The organism is Thioclava sp. F1Mire-8, from assembly GCF_002213165.1.
Lineage (GTDB): Bacteria > Pseudomonadota > Alphaproteobacteria > Rhodobacterales > Rhodobacteraceae > Thioclava > Thioclava nitratireducens.
Genome location: NZ_NBNY01000002.1, coordinates 509,500 through 531,493 on the forward strand (window position 1 = coordinate 509,500; position 21,994 = coordinate 531,493).

Here is a 21,994-nt window from a genome sequence, read left to right on the forward strand (position 1 = left end):
TCGACTCTGCCGGGCTTGGGGCCAATATAGAGGCCATGAGTTTGCCGCCCGGATTTCTCGACGAATTGCGCAGCCGTTCCTCGATCGCTCAGGTCGTGGGGCGCAAGGTCATTTGGGATATGCGCAAGTCGAACCAGGCGAAGGGCGACATGTGGGCGCCATGCCCGTTCCACCAGGAAAAATCGGCCTCGTTCCATGTCGATGATCGCAAGGGCTATTACTACTGCTTCGGCTGCCACGCGAAGGGCGACGCTCTGAGCTTCGTGCGCGAGACCGAGAATGTCAGCTTCATGGAGGCGGTGGAAATTCTCGCCCGTGAGGCCGGGATGCAGATGCCCGCCCGCGATCCGATGGCGCAGGAGAAGGCCGATCTGCGTACTGAGCTGGCCAACGTGATGGAAGAGGCGGTGAAGTATTTCCGCCTTCACCTGAACACGCAGGCCGGAAACGCCGCGCGCGACTATCTGGCCGGTCGCAGCCTGAACAAACCCGCCATCGACCGTTTCGAGATCGGCTTCGCCCCGCCCGGTTGGCAGGGGCTGCGCGATGCGCTCAAGGCGAAGGGAATTTCCGACGACCTGATCAAGGGCGCCGGCCTCGCGAAGGAGAGTCAGAAGGGGCGCGAGCCCTTCGACGTCTTCCGCAACCGTATCATCTTCCCGATCCGCGATCCGCGCGGGCGCTGCATCGCCTTCGGCGGGCGCGCGATGGATCCGAACGATCCGGCGAAATATCTCAATTCGCCCGAGACCGCGCTCTTCGACAAGGGGCGCTCGCTCTATAACCACGGTCCCGCGCGCGAAGCCTGCGGCAAGGGCGCGCCGCTCGTGGTCTGCGAAGGCTATATGGATGTGATCGCCATGGTCGAGGGTGGCTTCGGCGGGGCGGTCGCACCGCTGGGCACCGCGATCACCGAAGATCAGTTGCGCCTGATGTGGCGCATCCATGACGAGCCGATCATCGCGCTCGATGGCGATTCGGCCGGTCTGCGCGCGGCGCTGCGGGTGATCGATCTCGCCCTGCCGTTGCTGGAGGCCGGGAAGGGCGTGCGTTTCGCGATCATGCCGCCGGGGCTCGACCCCGACGACGTGATCCGCAAGCAGGGGCGCGAGGCGATGGAGACGATCCTGTCCGAGGCAAAGCCGATGGTCTCGCTGCTGTGGCAGCGCGAGACCGAGGGCAAGGTCTTCGACAGTCCCGAACGCCGCGCTGCCTTGGACAAGAGCCTGCGCGCCGCGATTTCGCGCATTCAGGATCCCTCGATCCGGGGCCATTACGGCGACGAAATAAAGCGCCTGCGTTGGGAGCTGTTTGGCACCGGTCCCCAAGGCGGTCCACAGGGGCATTCTCCGGGCGGGGCGCAGCCTTCGCGTGGCGGTTTTATCCCAGGCGGTTTCGGCTCTGGCGGCAAGCGCGGCAAAGGCCGTTTCGGTGCGCCGCCGCCTGCCTTGCCCGAGACGCGCTCCTCATTGCTCGCGACAGCGCCGAACGACGTGGCAGAGCATTTGCGCGAAGCGATGATCCTCGGCATCTGCGTCACGCATCCGGCCCTGATCGCGGAATTCGAAGCGGAACTCGAAGCCATTCCACTGCGCGATGAGACACATGACCGGCTACGACACCGGATGCTTATGCATGTGGCCGCACCCGCCCCGGAAATCGCGAAAAACCTGTACGCGGAAATGGCGGCTGACCTTGAAAAGCTGTTGAACCTGCCCCATTTGCGCTCTGCCCCCCCGGTTCGCAACGCCAAGAACCTCGATTTGGCACGCATGTGCCTGACCGAGGAATTGGCCAAGCTGGACGCCGCTCGCGCCGTGCGCGAAGAGGTCGCCGACGCTATGGAGGATCTGGCGGGGCTTGCCGACGAAGGCGTGACATGGCGTCTGGCGCAAGCAGCATCGCTGCGCCATCGCGCCGAGAGATCGAAATTGGAGGACTCCTCCGATATGGGCGAAGATCAGGCGGCGCTGTCCGCGACGCTTCAGGCCATGATCGACGGGGAAATCTGGCGTAAGAAACAATGAGCCGGATGGCAGCGGGCCTTCGGATTATGGGAAAGCGAATTGTTGCGGACACATTCAGTATCAACTTTATGTCCACAGCCCCTCGCGCCCCTGTGATTCGCCGCTGCGATTCGATACACAGACGAGATATGATTCGCTTTCGTCATAGCTTGAGCACAACCAAGCCCTGACCGAGGAGCCCACATGGCCGCCAAAGACATCGACGACAATAAATCCGACACCCCGAGCGACGACGCGACGTCCTTCGACATGAGTCAGGCCGCCGTGAAGCGGATGATCGCCGAGGCGAAGGAACGTGGGTTCATCACCTATGACCAACTCAACAAGGTGATGCCGCAAGATCAGGTCTCCGGCGACCAGATCGAGGATGTGATGTCGATGCTCTCGGAGATGGGCATCAACGTCATCGAGGCGGAAGAAGCCGACGAGGAAGAGGGCAGCAGCCAGGGCGGCCAGGTCGCGACGACCGGGTCCGGTTCGCGCGAAGTCGCGGTGTCGACCACCACCTCGGAAACGCTCGATCGCACCGATGACCCGGTACGGATGTATTTGCGCGAGATGGGCTCGGTCGAGCTGCTCTCCCGCGAGGGCGAAATCGCCATCGCCAAGCGCATCGAGGCTGGCCGCAACACGATGATTGCGGGGCTTTGCGAAAGCCCGCTGACCTTCCAGGCAATCACGATCTGGCGCGATGAACTTCTCAACGAAGAAATTCTCCTGCGCGACGTGATCGACCTCGAGACCACTTTCGGCAATTCGCTCGAAGGAGTCGAAGGCGAAGAGGAAGAGATCGAAGGGCCCGCCGTCGAGGGCGAGCCGAAATCGGACGACGACAGCGGCAAGTCGGAGCCCGAGCTCGACGCCGACGGCAACCCGATCCAGTCCGACGATGACGACGAGGATGAAGGCGCGAACCTGTCGCTCGCCGCGATGGAAGCCGCGCTGAAGCCGCGCGTTCTCGAGACGCTCGAACTGATCGCTGGTGATTACGCGCTGCTTGCCGAGATGCAGGACCTGCGGATGTCGGCGACGCTGAACGAGGATGGCTCCTTCTCGGTCACCGAGGAAGCTGCGTATCAGAAACTGCGCTCCGAGATCGTCGAACTGGTGAACTCGCTTCACCTGCACAACAACCGGATCGAAGCGCTGATCGACCAGCTCTACGGTATCAACCGCAAGATCATGTCGATCGACAGCGGAATGGTGAAGCTCGCCGATCAGGCTCGCATCAACCGTCGCGAATTCATCGAAGAGTATCGCGGCTACGAGCTCGACCCGAGCTGGTCCGAGCGGATGCAGGCAAAGTCGGGCCGCGCATGGCAGGCCCTGTTCGAGCGCTCCGCCGACAAGGTCGAAGAGCTGCGCGCCGAGATGGCTCAGGTCGGTCAGTACGTCGGTGTCGATATCTCCGAATTCCGCCGTATCGTGCAGCAGGTCCAGAAGGGCGAGAAAGAAGCCCGTCAGGCCAAGAAAGAGATGGTCGAGGCGAACCTTCGTCTCGTGATCTCGATCGCGAAGAAATACACCAACCGCGGCCTGCAATTCCTCGACCTGATCCAGGAAGGTAACATCGGCCTGATGAAGGCGGTGGACAAGTTCGAATACCGCCGCGGCTACAAGTTCTCGACCTATGCGACGTGGTGGATCCGTCAGGCGATCACCCGCTCGATCGCGGATCAGGCGCGCACCATCCGTATCCCGGTCCACATGATCGAGACGATCAACAAGCTGGTCCGCACCGGTCGCCAGATGCTCCACGAGATCGGCCGCGAGCCGACGCCGGAGGAACTGGCCGACAAGCTGCAGATGCCGCTCGAGAAGGTCCGCAAGGTAATGAAGATCGCCAAGGAGCCGATCTCCCTCGAGACGCCGATCGGCGACGAGGAAGACAGCCAGCTTGGCGATTTCATCGAGGACAAGAACGCTGTTCTGCCGCTCGACAGTGCCATTCAGGAGAACCTGAAGGAAACGACGACGCGGGTTCTGGCCTCGCTCACCCCGCGCGAGGAGCGGGTTCTGCGGATGCGCTTCGGCATCGGCATGAACACCGACCACACGCTCGAAGAGGTTGGCCAGCAGTTCTCGGTCACTCGCGAACGTATCCGACAGATCGAGGCAAAGGCACTGCGCAAGCTCAAGCATCCGAGCCGCTCGCGCAAGCTGCGCTCGTTCCTCGACCAGTAAGCCTAACCAATTTGAAGCGCCCCCGATTTCGGGGGCGTTTTCATGTCATCCGGGGGAGGGGCGTATGAAAACCTTCATGACGTTTATCGTGACCGCGCTGCTGGCTGCCGGTTCCGCTCATGCGGCCGAGCGCGCGCAATTCTACATTCCGGACAAGCCCGCGAAGCTGGTCTATCTCTTTACCTGCGAGGCGGATAGCCGAGACGAAATCGACGCGAATTGGGAAAAGGCCAAGGCGATTTTCGCCAGCGATCATCAGGCCGAGGCCGCGCGCCTCGAGACCGAGACCAAGGCGCAGCGCGAGTCCGGTCACGCCCCGAGCCAAGCGGCGATCGACGCTCATAACGTCGAATACAACACGCACAAGGCGGCAGTCGAAGCCGACCTCGCGCCGCTGGGCTGCACCATGAACGGTTTGATGTACATGCCTTGAGCTGACAGGGTCGGGTGATCGCCACTTTCGCGTCACGCAAGCAATTGCTAGGCTTGATGAAACGTCGACGGAGCCACCCATGAGCCGCCTTCTTCTGCTTACCCCTCTCGTTCTCGCCGCGTGTCAGGTCGGCACGATGCAACCGGGCGCGCCGCGCATGGATCAAGCGGGCACCTGTTTCCTCTACGTGCAGGAAGAGGGTGGCGGCACCTATTCGGTGGTGTCCGGGGTGGGGGATGGAACGCCGCAGCCCAAGTCCATGGTCAAGCGCGGCCTCAGTGCATCCGAGGCAGACGCCGTCTGGGCAAAGGAGCGCAAGATCATGAAAATCAATCCCGAATGCCTCGCGATCGTCGCGACCGATCGGTCCGAGGCGCGTCCGGCGCCGAAAAGCTGATGCATCATCGGTTCGAGATCGCGACGACGGGCCCGGGTCTTTACGAGTTCACGCGCGACGTCGCGGCTTGGGTCGCGCGGGCCGATGCGGAGGAGGCGTTGCTCACGCTGTTCATCCGCCACACCTCGGCGAGCCTCGCGATCCAGGAGAATGCCGATCCGGAGGTCCGCACGGATCTGACCGAATTCTTTCATCGGCTGGTGCCGCCCTCGACCGACCCGAGCATGTCCTACCTCACCCATACCTATGAGGGCCCGGACGATATGCCGGCGCATATCAAGTCGGTGCTTCTGCCCGTAAGCTTGCAGATTCCCGTCATTTCCGGGCGTATGACGCTCGGTACGTGGCAGGGAATTTACCTTTTCGAACATCGAAGCCGTGCGCACCGTCGCGAGGTCATGGCGCTCCTGCGCTGAGTCTCATTCGCCACAGCCTGCCGCCACATCTGGGGGCGGCAGATTTTTCCTACCCAAACGATCGACGCTAGGCTAAGGTCTTGTGGATAAGGGGGGCATGCAGACCCTATCGTGAGGCGGGACAACGAACGGGGGAAAGCGAATGCGCTGCCCATTTTGCGGAAATGTCGATACTCAGGTGAAGGATAGCCGCCCGGCGGAAGATCACGTCGCGATCCGGCGACGTCGGTTCTGCCCGGCCTGCGGCGGTCGGTTTACCACCTACGAACGCGTTCAGCTGCGCGATCTCGTGGTGATCAAGACCTCTGGCAAGCGTGAGGATTTTGACCGCGACAAGCTCGAACGCTCGATCCGGATCGCGATGCAGAAGCGCCCCGTCGAACCCGAGCGGATCGACCAGATGATCTCCGGGATTGTGCGGCGTCTGGAAAGCATGGGCGAGACCGACATCTCCTCGAAGGTGATCGGCGAAATCGTGATGGAGACGCTCGCGCGGATCGACACGGTCGGCTACGTCCGGTTCGCCAGCGTTTACAAGAACTTCCAGGAAGCGGACGATTTCGACAAGTTCGTCTCCGAATTGCGTCCGCCGGGGGCGGGCGACCCGGAGTGACCCAGAACGACCGGCGGTTCATGTCCATGGCCCTGACGCTCGCGCGCCGGGGCCTTGGCAATGTCTGGCCGAACCCGGCCGTAGGCTGCGTGATCGTGAAGGATGGCCGCGTCATAGGGCGCGGCTGGACCCAACCGGGCGGGCGGCCCCATGCGGAGGTGCGTGCGCTCGCGCAAGCGGGGGAGGCGTCGCGCGGCGCGACTGCCTATGTCACGCTGGAACCTTGCGCCCATTACGGAAAGACGCCGCCCTGCGCGCTGGCTCTGTCAGAGGCCGGCGTGGCGCGGGTCGTCTCGGCGATGGAAGACCCCGATCCGCGGGTCTCGGGCGGCGGCCATACGATGTTGCGCGACGCCGGAGTCGCAGTGGAGACCGGGCTCATGGAGGCGGAGGCGCGTGAGCTGCAAGCCGGCTTCCTGTCACGCGTCACGCGCGCCCGGCCGTGGCTCGCGCTCAAGCTCGCCAGCAGTTTCGACGGACGTATCGCCACCTTCACAGGTGAGAGCCAGTGGATCACCGGGCCAGAATCGCGTGCGCTCGTTCATGCCATGCGCGCAGAATTCGATGCGGTCATGGTGGGCGGCGGCACCGCGCGGGCCGATGATCCGCTGCTGAACGTGCGCAGCTTCACGCCCTTGCGCCAGCCGCTGCGGATCGTGGCATCTGCAAGGCTCAATCTCCCGCGCAACCGGCTTGCTGGGTCACTGGACGCCGCGCCGCTCTGGCTGATCCACGGAGGGGCGGCGCCCAAGGAGGCGAAAGCCTTCTGGCGCGATGCGGGGGCGGAACTGATCGAAGTGGCCGAGACAGTTGGCGGCGGTCTCGATCCGCTGGCGCTGATGGAGGCTCTGGCCGGGTTCGGCCTGACCCGCGTGTTCTGCGAAGGCGGTGGGAAGTTCGCGGCCTCTTTGATCAATGCGGAGCTGGTGGACGAGTTGATCGGCTTCACGGCGGGCATGGTGCTGGGCGCGGATGGTCGCGCCGGGGTTGGCGATATGGGGGTGAGTGAGCTGGCTTGTGCACCGCGCTACCGGCTGGTCGAGAGCCGCCCGATTGGCGACGACCTGCTTCATCGCTGGCGGCGCCAGACCCACGCGTAGGACGCGAACACCCCCTGCAGCTTCGCGCCGATCCGGTTGAGCGGTCCACGGGGCAGGGCGCGGCCCTCGCTCAGGCGATCCAGAGCGACCTCGACCGGGCAGGGAAGGCCGCTCACCGGGTCGAGGTAGCGCGGATAGGCGATCAGCGCGGCATGGGCGAGGTGCAGCAGATCGGGGCGCGCCGTTCTGCGCGCGGGCACTGGCCCGAGATCGCGCGTCAACCCCCACCCGGCATAGAAGGGCGCACCGAGCGTCGTGACGGCTTTGCCGCGCAGCAACGCCTCGAAGCCGAGACCGGAGGTCATGGTCCAGACCTCGTCCACCGCTCCGATCAGCGCGGCGGTGTCGGCGTCGGGCAGGATCAGGTCGGCGTAGGTCTTGGCGACATCGTCGGGCACCGCGCCGGGGCGCAGACCGGCGGCGACATCGGGATGAGGTTTGAAAAGGATGACTGCCTCGGCGTTTTTGGCCCGAGTTCTTTCGAGAAGCATCGCATTTGTGCAAGTCTCCCCCGCGCCGAGCCGGATCGAGGCGTCGTCTTCGACTTGCCCCGGCACCAAGATTTTGTGGCCTTCTGGCAGATTGGGAAGCGCGCCGCCGAGATTGTATTTCGTCAGCTTGTTCGCGGTGATCCGGTCGATGAGCTTGCGCGCGCGGGCCTCGCCGCCCGGGGGCAGGGCGCGGGCGATCAACGCTTCCAGATCACTGGACCGGGTCGGGTCGTAATAGATGCCGGTCCGATCCGCGATCAAAGATAGCGGCGGCACGAGTTCTGCACCGAGGCCCCGCGAGCGGAGGAAGCCGTCTTCAACACGGATCGGTGTGCTGTTGGCAGGTGCCTCACGCGAAGCCCAATACAGGAAGGGACGCGCAGGGTCGGGCGTCTCGCTAAAGCGCAGCGGTCCGTGGCGGCCGAAAATTTTGCGCAGATGCGGACGTTTCCAGATCGACATGCCGCCCGCGACATAGCCCCGCCGATCCTCGCGATAGGCCCGGGTTTCGGCCTCAAGCTGATCCACCGCTTCCTCAAAGCTGCACTGGCGCTTGCGACAAGGATCGAACCAGATCGGCGCGAGGATATGCGACACTGCGAAGATTTGCGCGCGGGTCAGGCTACGCGACCGGCGCGGCACGGGGTTTTCGTCCTGCGTGAGGCCCCAGCTTGCGTAGAATGGTTGCCCGAAGACGCGGGGCTTGTGGCCTGCGAGGATCGCCTCGTAGCCCATCAGCGACGAGACGGTATAGACCGCGATGGCGCCCTCGAGTAGCTGCCAAGGGGATACGGGCGCGTCGTAAATCTCGGAATTCGCGTCGCAATCCTCCGGGCTGTAGTGGCCCGGACGAAGGCCGGCGCGGGTTTCGGGGTGGGTCTTGATCAAGATGCGCGCGCCGGGGTTTTCGATCCGAGCATAGGCCAGCATCTCCCGAAATGTCGCCGCTGTCGCCCCGCCATGGGCGATCGAAGCATCGTTCCGCGTCTGGTCGATAACCAGAACGTAGCCCGGATCGGGGACGGGAAGGTCCGGGTCGAAATTGTTATATTTCGACAGGTCTGAGGCCTTCAACCGGGCGATCCCGTCGCGGGCCCGCTGCAAGATGGCGCTATCGTCGAGCGGCTCGGTCGCAAGGAGATATTCGAGCCGCGAGGGCTGGGCGCTGTCGAAGTGCACGCCCATCGGATCGAGGATCAGGCCCAAGGGCGGCGCGCCGGTCCGGCCCGGCTGGATCGAGCGCAGGAACGCATCCTCCACCCGGATCAGCGGCACACCGCGTTTTGCGGCCACCGCCTCGCCGCGCGCCGCATAGGGCGACCGGCCCCAGACGATCACGCCGTCTTCGGGGCCGGGGATGCCAAGGCGCGGGGCGTGGCCCGCCGCCCGCAAGATCTGGCGCAGGCGCGGCTGTCGCAGCACGCCGCCATTGTAGAAAAAAAGCCGCCGGGGAATCGTCCCGGCGGCCTCGTGTTCGCTGTCGCGGTGCATCAGTTCCCGGCAAGCGTGTTGAGCGTGTTCACCGTTCCCAGCGGCTGGGTAAGGGCCGAGAGCGTCTTCTGCCACTGCACGAAGGGCGCCTCGGTGACGTAGACTGTGTCTCCGTCGCGGATCGCGAAATCGCGCGCCATGAACATGCCGTTGGGCTGGGTCAGGTCGAGCACGTAGATCATGCGCTGATCACCGACCAGATCGGAGCGCCCCAGAACCTTGTCCGCGATCTCGGCAGGCTCGTTGCGCAGGACGAAGACACCGGTCGGATCGGCGAGGTTCGACTGCAGCCCCCCCACGGTCGCGATCGCCTCGAGCGCCGAGAGGGTCTGGGTCTCGAAGGGGACGCGCGATTGCGTGCCTGTCGCGCCGAGCGCGGTGAAGGCGCGCTGGTCTTTCTCGACCAGAATCACGTCGCCATTGCGCAGCGCGATATCCATCTTCGGGTTCTCGTAGAGGTCCTTCAGCCAGACCGATTCCGAGCGGCTGCCCCGTTTGACGGTGACACGTGCGACTTCGGCGGGGATGCCGACACCACCGGCGCGCGCGATCATTGCCGAGAGCGTGCGCGTCGGCCGCTCGATCGGGTAGACGCCCTGACCGTTGATTGCGCCCATGACCGACACGGTCGCCCCGTCACCCGCCACGCGGGACACCAGAACCTGCGGGTCCGGGGTCTGCGCATCAAGCTTGGTGGTGATGATGCGACGCAGCCCGTCGGGCGTGTTGCCCGCGGCCTTGATGCGGCCCGCGTAGGGCACGAAGATGAAGCCCGCGCCGTCGACCTGCACCTGCTGCAGCTGGGTCGCGTTGGCGCCTTTGCTGGCCAGAAGCCCGTCATCGACGTTTTCCCAGATCGACAGCGAAAGCGTGTCGCCCGGGCGGATTGTGTCGGAGCCGATCTGGCCCGCGTTGACGAAATCGGAGGTGAAGCCGAGAGCCGGCTGCACGGCGGTTGCGCGGGTGACGAAATCGTTCACCTTGACGACGAACGCGTCGCCCTGGCGCATCACGGAGCCTGCGAAGAGTTCGCGCTTGTTGGGGCCGGAGCGCGGAAGGCTACAAGATGCAGTCAAAAGAGTGGCGGAAAGGCCCGTCAAAACGGCCCTGCGGGAAGGGGTAATGGTCACTGCTCGAGCTCCTCGTTCGGGATGCTGCTTATCATTTTGTGATCAAGCTACCGAAGCCCCGGGAAAAAAACGAGAAAAATTATCGCACCACCTGCAACTGTTGCCGTGGGGCCGCGTTGCCCGCGACCAGCGCATCATAGGGATCTTCGACCGCCAGCATCATGTCGACCACCTGTCTCAGCAGGGCGCGGCGGCCTTTCGCGGAGTAGAACCCGCCCGGAACCTGGCTCGTTTCCAGCAGGTAGTGGCGGTAGTCGCGATAGGCGCGGCTGTCGGGGCGGGCCGGGCTTGCGAAGAAGGCTTCGAGCGGTTGGGCGGAAGTGAATTCCGGCTTGTCGAAGATCGCGCGGCCCAGCGATTTCAGCGGCAGCCCACGCCACAGCGCCTGTTGCGCCGCGGTGGAATTGACCGTGACCGCAGAGCGCGCTTGCGCCAGCAGCCCCGCCAGCTTGCCGCCGCGCACGAAATGCACGCGCGACGCCAGCCCATGCGCGCGGGCCGCCTTGCGGATCGTGTCGCGGATCGGCGCGCGCCCGTCTTCGAGCGGATGGGCCTTGAAGACGAGATGATGGTGGGGCGGCGCGCCTTTCGCGAAATTCTCCATCACCAGATCGATGAACTCGGTCTGGCTCGCGAAGGGCGAATGCATCCGGAAGCTGGAATCGTGTTCGAGCTGCAGCAGTACGAGATGATAGGGGAAGCCGCCATTCCGGATGCGCCGCGTCGCGCGTCTGCGCTCCAGCATATGAAGCGGCATCAGCAGCAGGCGGCGCAGCCAGAGCCGGAATTCCTGAAACACGGTGATGTCGCGATGCGGGCGGAAACGGCGATAGGGGCCGGGGCGCAGCATCACGAAGAAATGGTAGAGCGCGCCGTAGAACACGTGGTGGCGCATATCGCCCCAGCGGGGTGGCGCGTCGGGAAACTCGATTTCGGACTGTGCGAGGGCGGTGCGCATCTGCGCCACCGACATCTCCATCAGCCGGGAATGCCCGTTCGAGCCGCCGCGCTCGTAAGTGACCCAGTAGGGGCGGACGTAGCCCTCTTCGAAGACATGCACGCACAGGCCCATAGCCTTCGCGACCTCGACGGCCTGCGCATGGATCGGGCGGGTGTCGCCATAGAGCACGAGATCGGTGATGCCTTTCTCGGCGATCAGGGCGCGCAGGTAACCGACCCACTCCTCCGGCGGGGCGTCGAAGCGCAGATAGGAGGCGCTGTCGAACCAGAAAACTTCGTCCCCGCGATTAAACCCCACGCGCCAAACCGTCGCCCCCGCCTGCCGCAGCATCGCGCCAAGCTGATGAAAGAAGGGACCATGGGGCCCCTGCAGCATCAGGAAGTGGCGATTTTCGAAGCGGTTCATCCAGTCATGTGTCCTTGGCCTGCCTCCCTGATTGCGCAGGATCCGCGCGAAGTCACGGAGTTTGTGGGGTAATCCCTTAAATATTGGACAATTTTAGGGCAGGCGCTGTGCGGGGCTGCGCATAGCGTGACGGGACGGCGGGGCGCTCATCTCTTGCGAAGGCGCGCCCTGCGGGCTAGCTAAGGTCCGAAATCTGAGGGGATATGCCATGTTCACCGGGATCGTGACCGATATCGGAGAAATTCTCGAGCTGGAGCAGCGCGGCGATCTGCGCGCGCGGATCGGCACAAGCTATGACGTGGGCAGCATCGAACTGGGCGCGTCGATCGCTTGCGACGGCTGCTGTCTGACCGTGATCGCCACCGGCACCGAGCCGAAAAACTGGTTCGACGTGGAGATCTCCGCCGAGAGCCAGGCCAAGACCAATATCGGCGGTCGCGGCAATGACGCCAGCGGCGGCTGGCAGGTCGGGCAGAAGATCAATCTCGAACGCGCGCTGAAAGTAGGCGACGAGCTGGGCGGTCATATCGTCTCGGGCCATGTCGATGGCGTGGCCGAGATCGTGGCGATGGTGGATGAGGGCGACAGTACGCGGTTTACCTTCCGCGCGCCTGACGCCCTCGCGAAATACATCGCGCCGAAAGGCTCGGTTGCGCTGAACGGTACCTCGCTCACCGTGAACGAGGTCGACGGCGCGACGTTCGGCGTGAACATCATCCCGCACACCAAACAGGTCACCAACTGGGGCCACGCCAAGGCAGGCGACCGGATCAATCTCGAGATCGACACGCTCGCGCGTTACGTCGCGCGGCTGCAGGAGTGGAACGCATGACCTCCGACGGAAAGCCCCTCACCCCGGTCGACAAGTCCGGCACCCATGACGTGCCCGGCGAGGTCGAGGAAAGCCTGCGCCACGCTATCTCGCCTGCCGAAGAGATCATCGCCGAGGCAAAGGCCGGGCGCATGGTGATCCTCGTCGATCACGAGGATCGCGAGAACGAGGGCGACCTGTATATCCCCGCCGAGAAGTGCACCCCCGAAGCGGTGAACTTCATGGCGACATATGGGCGCGGGCTGATCTGCCTGCCGCTCACTGCAGAGCGCGTCGACCAACTGGGCCTTGCGCCGATGGTGCGTGCCAATTCGATGCGCCATGAGACCGCCTTCACCGTTTCGATCGAGGCGCGCGAGAACATCACCACCGGGATTTCCGCCCATGACCGGGCGCAGACGATCAAGGTAGCGATCGATCCGAGCAAGGGGCCGCAGGATATCGCCTCGCCCGGCCACATCTTCCCGCTGCGCGCGCGCGACGGTGGTGTGCTGGTGCGCGCTGGCCATACCGAGGCTGCCGTGGACGTGGCCCGTCTGGCCGGGCTCAAGCCCGCTGGCGTGATCTGCGAGATCATGGGCGATGACGGCCACATGCTGCGCCTGCCAGGGCTGATCGCCTTCGGCAAGAAGCACGGACTGAAGATCGGCACGATCAGTGACCTGATCGCCTATCGTCGCCGTCACGACAATCTCGTGCGCGAGGGCGTGCGCCAGATGGTAAGTTCCAGCCATGGCGGCGACTGGGAGATGCGCGTCTTCACGGATATGGCGGAAGGCGTCGACCACATCGTTCTGGTGAAGGGCGACATCTCGACGCCCGAGCCGGTTCTGGTGCGCACCCATTCGCTCAACATCCTCGATGATGTGCTGGGCATCGGTCCCGGTCCTGCCGACGAGGTGCGCCGCGCGATGGAGATCGTGGCTGCCGAAGGTCGCGGACTGGTCTGCCTCTTCCGCGACCCGTCGAACCGCCTCCTGCGCGAAGAGGATCAGGGGCCGCGCACGATCAAGCAGATCGGTCTGGGCTCGCAGATCCTGTCCTCCATGGGGCTTCACGACCTGATCCTTCTCACCGACAATCCGCAGACGAAATATGTAGGCATCGACGCATACGGCCTGCGTATCGTCGGCACCCGACCCATCACGGAGTAAGACATGGCCGGAATTTCGCATTACACGCTCGAGCTGCCGAAATTCGACAGCGCGCCGCGCCTGCTGATCGTGGTCGCGCCCTATTACAAGGATATCGCGGACAACCTGATCGCGGGCGCGAAGGCCACCGCCGAAGAAGCTGGCGCCCATGTCGACGTGATCGAAGTGCCCGGCGCCTTGGAAATTCCGACCGCGATCGCGATGGCGGCGCGGATGGCCGATTACGACGGCTTCGTCGCGCTTGGCTGCGTAATCCGGGGTGAGACCACCCATTACGAGACCGTCTGCAACGACAGCTCGCGCGGGCTGACGCTGATGGGGCTCGAGGGGATTTGCATCGGCAACGGTATCCTGACGGTCGAGAATTACGAGCAGGCCGCCGTGCGCGCCGATCCCGCCGATCAAAACAAAGGTGGCGGCGCGGCTGCTGCGGCCTTGCATCTTGTCTCATTGTCGCGCAAATGGGCGCGCCGGACGAAGGGCATCGGCTTCAAGCCTGCCGAATCCTTCCGTATCGCCGGCGACACTGACGGATCGAATAACGCATGACCGACGACGCCTCCTCCGACGCGCCCCAAGACGCCCCGAAACCGCGCAAGCTCACTCAAGAGGAGAAGCGCCAGATGAAATCCGCCTCGCGTCTTTACGCGGTTCAGGCGCTTTTTCAGATGGAAGCGGCTGGGCAGGGCGCGGACAAGGTGCGCCGGGAGTTCGAGACCTATCGCTTCGGCGCTGTGGACGAGGACGGTACCGAGATGGCCGAGGGCAATCCCGACCTGTTCCGTCGCCTGATCGACGATGCGGTGACGTGGCAGGCGAAGATTGACCAGGCGACCGATCGCGCGCTCGTGGCGAAATGGCCGATCGACCGGATCGACCCGGTGCTGCGCGCCCTGTTCCGCGCCGCCGGGGCCGAGCTGATCACCCCCGCGACGCCGCCGCGCGTCGTCATCACCGAGTTTGTCGACGTAGCGCGCGCCTTCTTCCCCGAGGGCAAAGAGCCGAAATTCGTCAACGCGGTGCTCGATCACATGGCGCGCGCGCTGCAGCCCGACGCGTTCTGAGCGAACGCACCCCGCCCCTTCGCGACACCATGTCACGGGCAAACCCCCGCCGATCTCGCCGTCACGGCATGTTTCCCCGTTTGAAACTTGGGAATATGCACTAAATTGTGAGGTAAGCAGGAGGATTTTTCATGCCCGAACTGGTCCGGCTCTACATCAAGAACGTCGTCATCGGCTTCTTCATCGCGCTCGCCTTCGTTGGCCTGCTTCTCGGCTTCAATGTCGGCAATCTGCGTCACCTGATTTTCACCTCGGATGTCGGTTACATCGCGATGGCGCTGCTGATCGTCTTCAACACGGTCGTCTTCTCCGGTGTGCAATTCGCGATCGCCGTGATGCGCATGGCCGAGGATGAGGACAGTTCCGGCGGCGGTAAGCGCGACGGTATCCCCACCGATATGGCCGCCGAGCAACTGGCGATCCCGGTGCCCGTCGATACGCCCAAGTCGCGCCGGCAGATGCAGCTGCGTCGCTGAACGTGTCCACGTCCCAAGACGACAAAAGCCCCGACCGATCCGGCGGGGCTTTTTGCTATCTGGCGGGAAACGAAGTGACGGAAACCGCAGCAGACGTGTAGACGAGAGTTCCCGGAGACCTGAAAAGTCAGGTGGGCGCCAGATACCGAGGCCAGGACCCCGGCAGAGCCAGCTCCCTCAGGAATGGTATAGGCCACTGGAAAAGGGTCTTTCACGGAAAGAGCAGTAACCGTCAGACCCCGAGATAGGGGCGAAAACGCGTTCCGACAAGGGGGTGAATTCAACGAGGTGAACGACGCATGGGGACGACTGCCTCGCACGGGCGGAATTGCCTGCAGGGTCAGGGCGCGCCGCAGCGGCGGCTGGACATTTGTTCATACTTCGTTCATAGTTTCCGCATGACACAAATTCCGCTTTCCGATCTGCAGCCGGGGCAGGTGCTTGCGCGTGGGACGGCCCGTGCGCTGTCCGAGCTTGGCCTCGACAGCGTGCCGGAGATGGTGCTGCGCCCGCGGCTGCGCGCCGATCTGATGGCAATCGACCGGAAAGGAGAGATCTGGATCGTGGAGTGCAAGTCTAGTCGCGCCGATTTCACTTCGGACCGGAAATGGGACGGCTATCTCGAATGGTGCGACCGCTACTTCTGGGCAGTGGACCAGGATTTCCCGACCGATCTGCTGCCCGAGGGAACGGGACTGTTCATCGCGGATGGCTACGGTGCCGAGATGATCCGCGAGGCGCCACTCTCCAAGCTCGCGCCAGCGCGGCGCAAGGCGCTGACGCTCGATTTCGCGCGCGCGGCGGCGCGGCGGTTGCAGAGGCTGTACGATCCGGGCGCGAATCCGCCCGGAGTCTGACGCCCGGGCTCAGCGCTTCTTGCCTTTGCCCTTGCCGCCCTTGCTCATCTCGCGCGCGGCTTCGGCAGCGGCTTGCAGTTCTTCGGCGATTTCCATCGCCTCGTCGGGATCGAAATCGAGCGGCAGCTCTATGCCTTCGCCCTCGACATAGATCCGCACCATCCCGAGCGAGGTCGGGCCGATTTGCAGATTCGCGGAGATGTCGCTTTCCTTGTCGATGCTCATCGAAAACTCCTGAGAGGTTGGATGGAAAATGCACCTAACCCCCGCGACGTGCGCAGGCAAGACTTGGTGCGAATTTCTCGTCATCGGACACTTGCATTCCGCGCGAGAGGGGGCTAAATCCCGCGCCAGTGCCGCCTTAGCTCAGTTGGTTAGAGCGCTGGATTGTGGATCCAGAGGTCCCCCGTTCAAGCCGGGGAGGCGGTACCATCCTCCCCTGAAAACCGTTATAGATGATATTTCGCCTCATGCGCTGGACTTTTCCGCGCAGTGATCAATCTTGTCTCCTCGAACAATGCGGAGGCTGAATGCCCGTCTATACTGAATACGAATTACCGGACACGCTCGTCAGCTATTGCGACAAGTCGAATGTCGCGCTGACCATCGCCGCCGTCGATCGTGAGGACGTGCCGCTTGTCTACGTGAATCAGGCGTTTCTCAATCTGACCGGGTATTCCGCTGATGAGGTTTTGGGGCAGAACTGCCGCTTCCTGCAGGCAGGCGCCGCGACTGAAGAAGAACGCGCCGCGATGCGGGAGTTCATCGACGACGAGGAGATTTCCGCGGGTCGCTTTCGCGTCACCAACAGCCGCGCGAATGGCGAGACTTTCCAGAATTTCGTCTTCATGACGCGGTTGCGCAAACCCGATGGCGAAACGCGGTTGATTCTTGGGTCGCAGTTCGACCTGACCTCCGCCGCCGAACGTCAGAACGTGAAGGCTGATCTTGCGGCGAATGACTCGAGCCTGCTGCGCAATGCCGACGATCTCGCCGCGATCTCGCGCGGGTTTGGCCTGGCGATGATCGGCTCCGCCAAGGTCCTTTCGGAGAGTCTTTCAACCATGGCTACGATCATCTACCGTGAGGGCTGAGAATGGCTGCGGCCACGGTTATGTGTTCGACACTATGTCAAATGTTATTGCAGGGTTCTGAGACCAGTGACACCGATCTGCGGATGAACTGCAAAGATAACTATAGAGAAGGGCGCGTGGGCCGCGTCCTTTTGATCGCGCGCTGCGCGGATCGGCGGGCCATAAGGTGACCGACACCCCCGAGGATCTATATGTTGTCGGCATCGGCGCCTCCGCCGGTGGGCTTGAAGCGCTTCGCGATCTGCTGGAGCCTGCGCGTGCGGACGACCCGAGCGCCTATGTCGTCGTCCAACACCTCGATCCGAACCACGAATCCCTGCTGGCCGAGTTGCTCGGCCGGTCGACCTCGCTGGAAGTGCTACAGGCCGAAGATGGCGCCAAGCTGGAGGCTGGGCACGTCTACACGATCCCACCGGGCTATGGGCTGGAGGTAGAGAACGGCCATCTGAAGCTTTCGGAATTCGCCCAGCCGCGCGGTCTGCGCCGACCGATCGACGATTTCTTCGTGTCGCTGGGGCAGGATCTCGGGCGTCGGGCAGTCTGCGTGATCCTGTCGGGGACAGGCACGGATGGCTCGGTCGGGTTGCGCGCGGTCAAGGAACACGGCGGGTTCTGCATCGCGCAGGATGCCACGGCGCGCTACGACTCGATGCCCAATTCGGCTGTCGCGACCGGGATGGTCGACGTGGTCAGCGCGCCTGCCGACGTGATCGCGCGGATCACCGAATTCCGCAATGTCGATCCCGAGCAGGTCAATACCGCGCCGCCGGTTTCAGGCACGCTGGACGAGATCTGCTCTGCGCTGAATCGCCTGACGGGGCATGATTTCTCGCAGTATAAACGCTCGACGCTCGAGCGCAGGATCCAGCGCCGGATGCAGGTCGTGGGCATTCTTCATCCGCGCGAATATCTCGAACGGCTCGAACGAGAGGAAGACGAGCCCCTGGCGCTGCTCGGCGATCTTTTGATCAACGTCACCCGCTTCTTCCGCGACAGCGAGCATTTCGAGGCGCTCAACGAGGCAGCCATCAAGCCGATGGTCGAGAAGGCCGAGGATGGCGGCGCGCTGCGCATCTGGGTGCCCGGCTGTTCGAGCGGCGAAGAGGCCTACACGCTGGCGATGCTCATCGATCGCGCGATCCATGCGAGCGGCAAGGAAATCGATTTCCAGATCTTCGCTACCGATATCGACGAACGGATGCTCGCGATCGCACGCGAGGGACGTTATCCGGTCTCGGTTCTGCTCGATCTGCCGGAAATGTATCGCGACACCTATACGGTCGGACGCGATGGCAATTTCCAGATCACCGTCGCGCTGCGCGACCGGGTGCGCTTCTCGCCACATTCGCTGATCAAGGATCCGCCATTTTCGCGTCTCGACATGGTCTCCTGCCGCAACTTGCTGATCTATTTCGGTGACAAGCTGCAGGCGCGGGCGCTGCCGATCTTCCATTACGCGCTCAACCCGGGCGGCGTTCTCTTCCTCGGCCCATCCGAGACGATCGGGCGGCACGAGGAGCTGTTCGAGCCGATCGACGGGGCGATGCGCATCTTCCGGAGCATTGGACCACGCTCACCTTACCCGACCGAACTGCCTATGCGCTCCGACCCTCATACGCGGCTTGCTCCGCTTCGACCAAAAACGACTGATAGAAGACCCAGAGACTGGAACACGACCTTGGCCAGCAATCGTATCCTCGATCTTTATGCGCCCGCGACGCTGAATGTCGATCGCGATGGAGCGATCCTCGCCGCCACCGGGCGCCTGGGCAAGTATCTCGAGATCGATCCGTCCGAGACCGGGCAGGGCTATGCGCAATCGCTCGCACGGGCGGGGCTGCGCGAGGCGCTTTCCGCCGTCATCCACGAGTCGGCTGAACTCGGGACGCGCAAGATCGTCCGCGACGTCGAGGTGATCTCGGAAACCGGGCGGCAGCGCGTCGACGTGCTCGCCGATCCGCTCTCGGACGACACGCTGCTGATCGTGTTCCGCGACCGTGGCCCGTTCGAGGCGCTCGACGAATACGATTTCGACGAGATCGCGCCCTCCGAGAGCCATGTGCAGGTCTTGGAAGCGGAGCTGCGCGCCACCCGCAACCGCCTCCGCACCACCGTCGAAGAGTTGGAAACCGCTAACGAAGAGCTCAAATCCTCCAACGAGGAAATGATGTCGATGAACGAGGAGTTGCAATCGACCAACGAAGAGCTCGCGACGGTCAATGACGAGCTGAAGACCAAGGTCGAGGAGCTTTCGACCGCGAATGCCGACCTGCGCAATATCTTCGATTCCAAGCTTCATGCGCTGGTGACGGTTGATCGCAAGCTACGCCTGCGCAACTTCACCGACGGTGCGAGCGAGATGATCCGCCTGCGCGGCAGCGATCGTGGCCGACCGCTCGGCGACATCAAGAACATGCTCGACACGCCGGAAGTCATGATCGAGTTGATCGATGCGGTGCTCGAGGGCGAGCTGCCGCGGCCCTGTCGGGTCAAATCCACCGAGCTCGACAAGGTCTGGTCGCTTGCCGCCACGCCTTATCTGAATGCGCGCGGCAATGTTGAAGGCGCGACGCTCGTCTTCACCGACATCACCGAGGCGCTGCGTCTCGAGACCGAACTCACGCAGAAGGGCGAACGGCTCCAACTCGCGCTGGAAATCGCACAGATCGGCATCTGGTCGATCATCGAGCCTAGCGGCGAGGTGGAGGTCGACGAGGCTGTCGCCGCATTCTTCGAACTCGAGGCTGCGGGCACCTATCCGCTCGAGCGGTTCTTCGAACGCGTGGCCGAGCATGACCGGGACGCCGTAGAACATGCGGTGCGCGAAGCGCGCGAGAAGGGCGTCGATATGGAGGTCGACCACGAGCTCGACCTTCCCTCCGGGACGAAGCGCCACCTGCGCGCCACTGGCCGGATGATGGGCGAAGGCAAGGAAAGCCGTCTGTTGGGCCTCAGCGTCGATATCACCGCCGATGAAGAGGCCGCACAGATGCGCGAATTGATGCTGCGCGAGATGAACCACCGGGTGAAGAACCTGTTCTCCATCGTTTCGGGCATGCTGCGCATCGCGGGACGTACCGCCTCGAGCCCGCGAGAGCTGGTCGATGACGTCGGTCAGCGGATCAACGCGCTCGCGCGCTCGCACGATCTGGCGCGCACCCGGACGAGCGGCGCGGCTATTCCGCTCCGCGAGGTTATCGAGACGACCCTCGCGCCCTATGACGATCCCTCGAAGTTCCTGATCGATGGGCCGGAGGTCGATGTTCCGACGCATCACCTGACCGCACTTGCGTTGATTTTCCACGAATGGAGCACCAATGCCGCGAAATACGGGGTATTGGGGCCACGCGAGGGCGATCTCGAGATCACTTGGTCGAAGGAAAACGACGACACTGTGATACTTTCGTGGAACGAGCGCTACCGTGAGGCGTTGCAGCTCGACACGAACAAACAGGGCTTCGGCTCGACGTTGGTCGATATTTCCGCCAGCCAGATTTCGGCGCGGGTCGACACGCGTCAGACGCCGGAAAGCCGTTGCAACAGGATTATCTTCGCACATGAAATCGACGGCGACGCTGACTGAGAAAGCACCGAGCGAGGTGCTCCTTGTCGAAGATGAAGCCGTCGTCGCGCTTGATCTTCAATTCATGCTGGAAGATCTCGGGATGGAGGTCTGGGGACCCTGCGCCACGGTTCGCGCGGGTCTGGACTTGGTCCGCGAGCGTCTGCCCGGTGCCGCGATCCTCGACGTGATGCTGGCCGATGGCGAGGTCTACGAACTGGCCGACCGGCTCCACGAAGCGGGGGTGCCGCTCCTGTTCCATTCCGGACATGCGGAGGCCTCTCAGCTGCGCGAGCGCTACCCCGGTGCCGCGGTCTGCCCGAAGCCCGCTATGCCGTCCGAGATCGAAGCGAAGCTCGCGAAATGGTTCATTCCATCTGATTGAATTCGTCCAACTGCGACTGATCGATCCGCGCCAGAAGATCGCCCGCGGCGTGGCTGACATGGTGGTCGCGGTGGCGTAGCGCGTAGAAGGGCCGCGGGGCGAGTTGCAGCTCCCAATCTCTGACCGTGCCGAGGCTCAGCGCCCGCGCGACGACATGGGCCGAGAGAATGGTGATCCCGGCCCCCGCCTCGACCGCGCTCAGCACCGCCTCGTTCGATGGCAAAACCAGCGCGGCCGAGAGCGCACCGGGCGCGACGCCCAGGTCGGCGAGGGCGGCTTCGGCGGTGGAACGCGTGCCCGAGCCGGGTTCGCGCAGAACCCAGTTCGCTTCGCTCAACGCGCGCGCATCCAGTTTGCCGGGCGGCGGGGCCGCACTGACCAATATCAGCTGATCCGCGCCGATCTGAACGCGCTCCAGCTTCGCATCCTCGACATCGCCTTCGACCAGCGCGAGATCGTGCAGGCCCGCGCGCAGCCGGTCTGCGGCTTCCTGTGTATTGCCGATTTCCAGCGTCACCTCGATCCCCGGGCGCGCCTGCCGGAAGGCGGCAAGATATGGCGGCAGCCAATAGCCCGCGATGGTCTGACTGGCGACTAGACGGATATGCCCTCGTTCGAGCCCGCGGGTCTCGGCGAGCATCGCCTCCGCCTCGGCGAGCCGTGCCAGCACCGCGCGCGCCTCGGGCAGAAAGGCGCGACCTTCCTCGGTCAGAGAAATTCCCCGCCCAATCCGGTCGAACAGGGCGATCTGATGACGCGACTCCAGGGCCGCGATGGCGGCGGAGGCGGTGGATTGCGTCATGTTCAGCCGCGCCGCGGCGCGGGTCATATGCTGCTCTTCCGCGACCGCGACAAATACGCGGAGCTGTTCAGGCGTCATTCCTGCGTCCCTTCAATTAATCGACCTAACCGATCATATCGA

Annotated in this window: 21 protein-coding genes and 1 tRNA gene; 17 read left to right on the top strand and 5 right to left on the bottom strand. The window is 63.7% G+C overall.

The genetic code is table 11. The features are described 5' to 3' along the window. Positions 1–35 precede the first annotated feature (35 nt). The 7 genes from dnaG to ribD all read left to right on the top strand — a co-directional run bounded on the left by dnaG (position 36) and on the right by ribD (position 7,170). A complete protein-coding gene (gene dnaG, locus B6V75_RS10930; protein WP_088719695.1) occupies positions 36–2,027 on the top strand; it encodes a DNA primase in 1,992 nt (663 codons plus the stop codon). 183 nt (positions 2,028–2,210) lie between these two features. Beyond that, on the top strand, positions 2,211–4,211 hold the full coding sequence (rpoD, locus tag B6V75_RS10935) for an RNA polymerase sigma factor RpoD (RefSeq protein WP_088719696.1): 2,001 nt from the start codon (positions 2,211–2,213) through the stop codon (positions 4,209–4,211). Between the two features lie 64 nt (positions 4,212–4,275). Continuing rightward, the gene (locus tag B6V75_RS10940) at positions 4,276–4,644 is read left to right on the top strand and encodes a hypothetical protein (protein WP_088719697.1); all 369 of its coding nucleotides are present in this window, start codon (positions 4,276–4,278) and stop codon (positions 4,642–4,644) included. 79 nt (positions 4,645–4,723) lie between these two features. Then, positions 4,724–5,041 (top strand): hypothetical protein, encoded by a 318-nt coding sequence (locus tag B6V75_RS10945; protein ID WP_088719698.1) that lies wholly within the window; start codon positions 4,724–4,726, stop codon positions 5,039–5,041. Then, on the top strand, positions 5,041–5,457 hold the full coding sequence (locus tag B6V75_RS10950; RefSeq protein ID WP_088719699.1) for a secondary thiamine-phosphate synthase enzyme YjbQ: 417 nt from the start codon (positions 5,041–5,043) through the stop codon (positions 5,455–5,457). Before B6V75_RS10945 ends, B6V75_RS10950 begins: the two co-directional genes overlap by 1 nt. A gap of 142 nt (positions 5,458–5,599) precedes the next feature. Continuing rightward, a complete protein-coding gene (gene nrdR, locus B6V75_RS10955; protein WP_075774214.1) occupies positions 5,600–6,070 on the top strand; it encodes a transcriptional regulator NrdR in 471 nt (156 codons plus the stop codon). Further along, on the top strand, positions 6,067–7,170 hold the full coding sequence (gene ribD / locus B6V75_RS10960) for a bifunctional diaminohydroxyphosphoribosylaminopyrimidine deaminase/5-amino-6-(5-phosphoribosylamino)uracil reductase RibD (RefSeq protein WP_088719700.1): 1,104 nt from the start codon (positions 6,067–6,069) through the stop codon (positions 7,168–7,170). The genes nrdR and ribD overlap by 4 nt, the downstream gene beginning before the upstream one ends. Here ribD and B6V75_RS10965 read toward each other — a convergent pair. The 3 genes from B6V75_RS10965 to B6V75_RS10975 form a co-directional block, all read right to left on the bottom strand. Beyond that, the gene (locus B6V75_RS10965) at positions 7,140–9,152 is read right to left on the bottom strand and encodes a capsular polysaccharide biosynthesis protein (RefSeq protein ID WP_088719701.1); all 2,013 of its coding nucleotides are present in this window, start codon (positions 9,150–9,152) and stop codon (positions 7,140–7,142) included. The genes ribD and B6V75_RS10965 overlap by 31 nt on opposite strands. Next, positions 9,152–10,162: a polysaccharide biosynthesis/export family protein gene (locus B6V75_RS10970; protein WP_088719702.1), complete on the bottom strand. Its 1,011-nt coding sequence runs from the start codon at positions 10,160–10,162 to the stop codon at positions 9,152–9,154. The genes B6V75_RS10965 and B6V75_RS10970 overlap by 1 nt, the downstream gene beginning before the upstream one ends. 199 nt (positions 10,163–10,361) lie before the next feature. Beyond that, entirely contained in the window at positions 10,362–11,648 is a 1,287-nt protein-coding gene (locus B6V75_RS10975) for a capsular biosynthesis protein (RefSeq protein ID WP_088719703.1), read from the bottom strand. Positions 11,649–11,856: 208 nt separating this feature from the next. Here B6V75_RS10975 and B6V75_RS10980 point away from each other — a divergent pair, with 208 nt between their 5' ends. From B6V75_RS10980 to B6V75_RS11005, 6 genes are all read left to right on the top strand, one after another. Continuing rightward, positions 11,857–12,480, top strand: a complete 624-nt coding sequence (locus B6V75_RS10980; RefSeq protein ID WP_075774219.1) for a riboflavin synthase — start codon at positions 11,857–11,859, stop codon at positions 12,478–12,480. After that, positions 12,477–13,634 (top strand): 3,4-dihydroxy-2-butanone-4-phosphate synthase, encoded by a 1,158-nt coding sequence (gene ribB, locus B6V75_RS10985; RefSeq protein ID WP_075774220.1) that lies wholly within the window; start codon positions 12,477–12,479, stop codon positions 13,632–13,634. Before B6V75_RS10980 ends, ribB begins: the two co-directional genes overlap by 4 nt. A gap of 3 nt (positions 13,635–13,637) precedes the next feature. After that, complete coding sequence (locus B6V75_RS10990) at positions 13,638–14,183, top strand: 6,7-dimethyl-8-ribityllumazine synthase (RefSeq protein WP_075774221.1); 546 nt, start codon at positions 13,638–13,640, stop codon at positions 14,181–14,183. Then, on the top strand, positions 14,180–14,698 hold the full coding sequence (gene nusB / locus B6V75_RS10995; protein ID WP_075774222.1) for a transcription antitermination factor NusB: 519 nt from the start codon (positions 14,180–14,182) through the stop codon (positions 14,696–14,698). Before B6V75_RS10990 ends, nusB begins: the two co-directional genes overlap by 4 nt. A gap of 131 nt (positions 14,699–14,829) precedes the next feature. Next, positions 14,830–15,174, top strand: a complete 345-nt coding sequence (locus tag B6V75_RS11000) for a hypothetical protein (RefSeq protein WP_088719704.1) — start codon at positions 14,830–14,832, stop codon at positions 15,172–15,174. Between the two features lie 398 nt (positions 15,175–15,572). Next, positions 15,573–16,031: an MmcB family DNA repair protein gene (locus tag B6V75_RS11005; RefSeq protein ID WP_075774342.1), complete on the top strand. Its 459-nt coding sequence runs from the start codon at positions 15,573–15,575 to the stop codon at positions 16,029–16,031. A 9-nt stretch (positions 16,032–16,040) separates the two neighbouring features. Here the strand turns inward: B6V75_RS11005 and B6V75_RS11010 are convergent, their stop codons facing one another. Then, entirely contained in the window at positions 16,041–16,256 is a 216-nt protein-coding gene (locus B6V75_RS11010) for a DUF6324 family protein (RefSeq protein WP_088719705.1), read from the bottom strand. A gap of 130 nt (positions 16,257–16,386) precedes the next feature. Between B6V75_RS11010 and B6V75_RS11015 the strand changes: the two genes are divergently transcribed. From B6V75_RS11015 to B6V75_RS11030, 4 genes are all read left to right on the top strand, one after another. After that, a tRNA-His gene (locus tag B6V75_RS11015) sits at positions 16,387–16,463 on the top strand. 98 nt (positions 16,464–16,561) lie between these two features. Continuing rightward, on the top strand, positions 16,562–17,125 hold the full coding sequence (locus B6V75_RS11020) for a PAS domain-containing protein (protein ID WP_088719706.1): 564 nt from the start codon (positions 16,562–16,564) through the stop codon (positions 17,123–17,125). A gap of 166 nt (positions 17,126–17,291) precedes the next feature. Then, positions 17,292–20,708, top strand: a complete 3,417-nt coding sequence (locus B6V75_RS11025) for a CheR family methyltransferase (RefSeq protein ID WP_088719707.1) — start codon at positions 17,292–17,294, stop codon at positions 20,706–20,708. After that, positions 20,683–21,072, top strand: coding sequence for a response regulator (locus B6V75_RS11030; RefSeq protein WP_075774227.1), 390 nt, complete (start codon positions 20,683–20,685; stop codon positions 21,070–21,072). Before B6V75_RS11025 ends, B6V75_RS11030 begins: the two co-directional genes overlap by 26 nt. Here the strand turns inward: B6V75_RS11030 and B6V75_RS11035 are convergent. Beyond that, the gene (locus tag B6V75_RS11035) at positions 21,056–21,952 is read right to left on the bottom strand and encodes a LysR substrate-binding domain-containing protein (RefSeq protein WP_088719708.1); all 897 of its coding nucleotides are present in this window, start codon (positions 21,950–21,952) and stop codon (positions 21,056–21,058) included. The genes B6V75_RS11030 and B6V75_RS11035 overlap by 17 nt on opposite strands. Positions 21,953–21,994 lie beyond the last annotated feature (42 nt).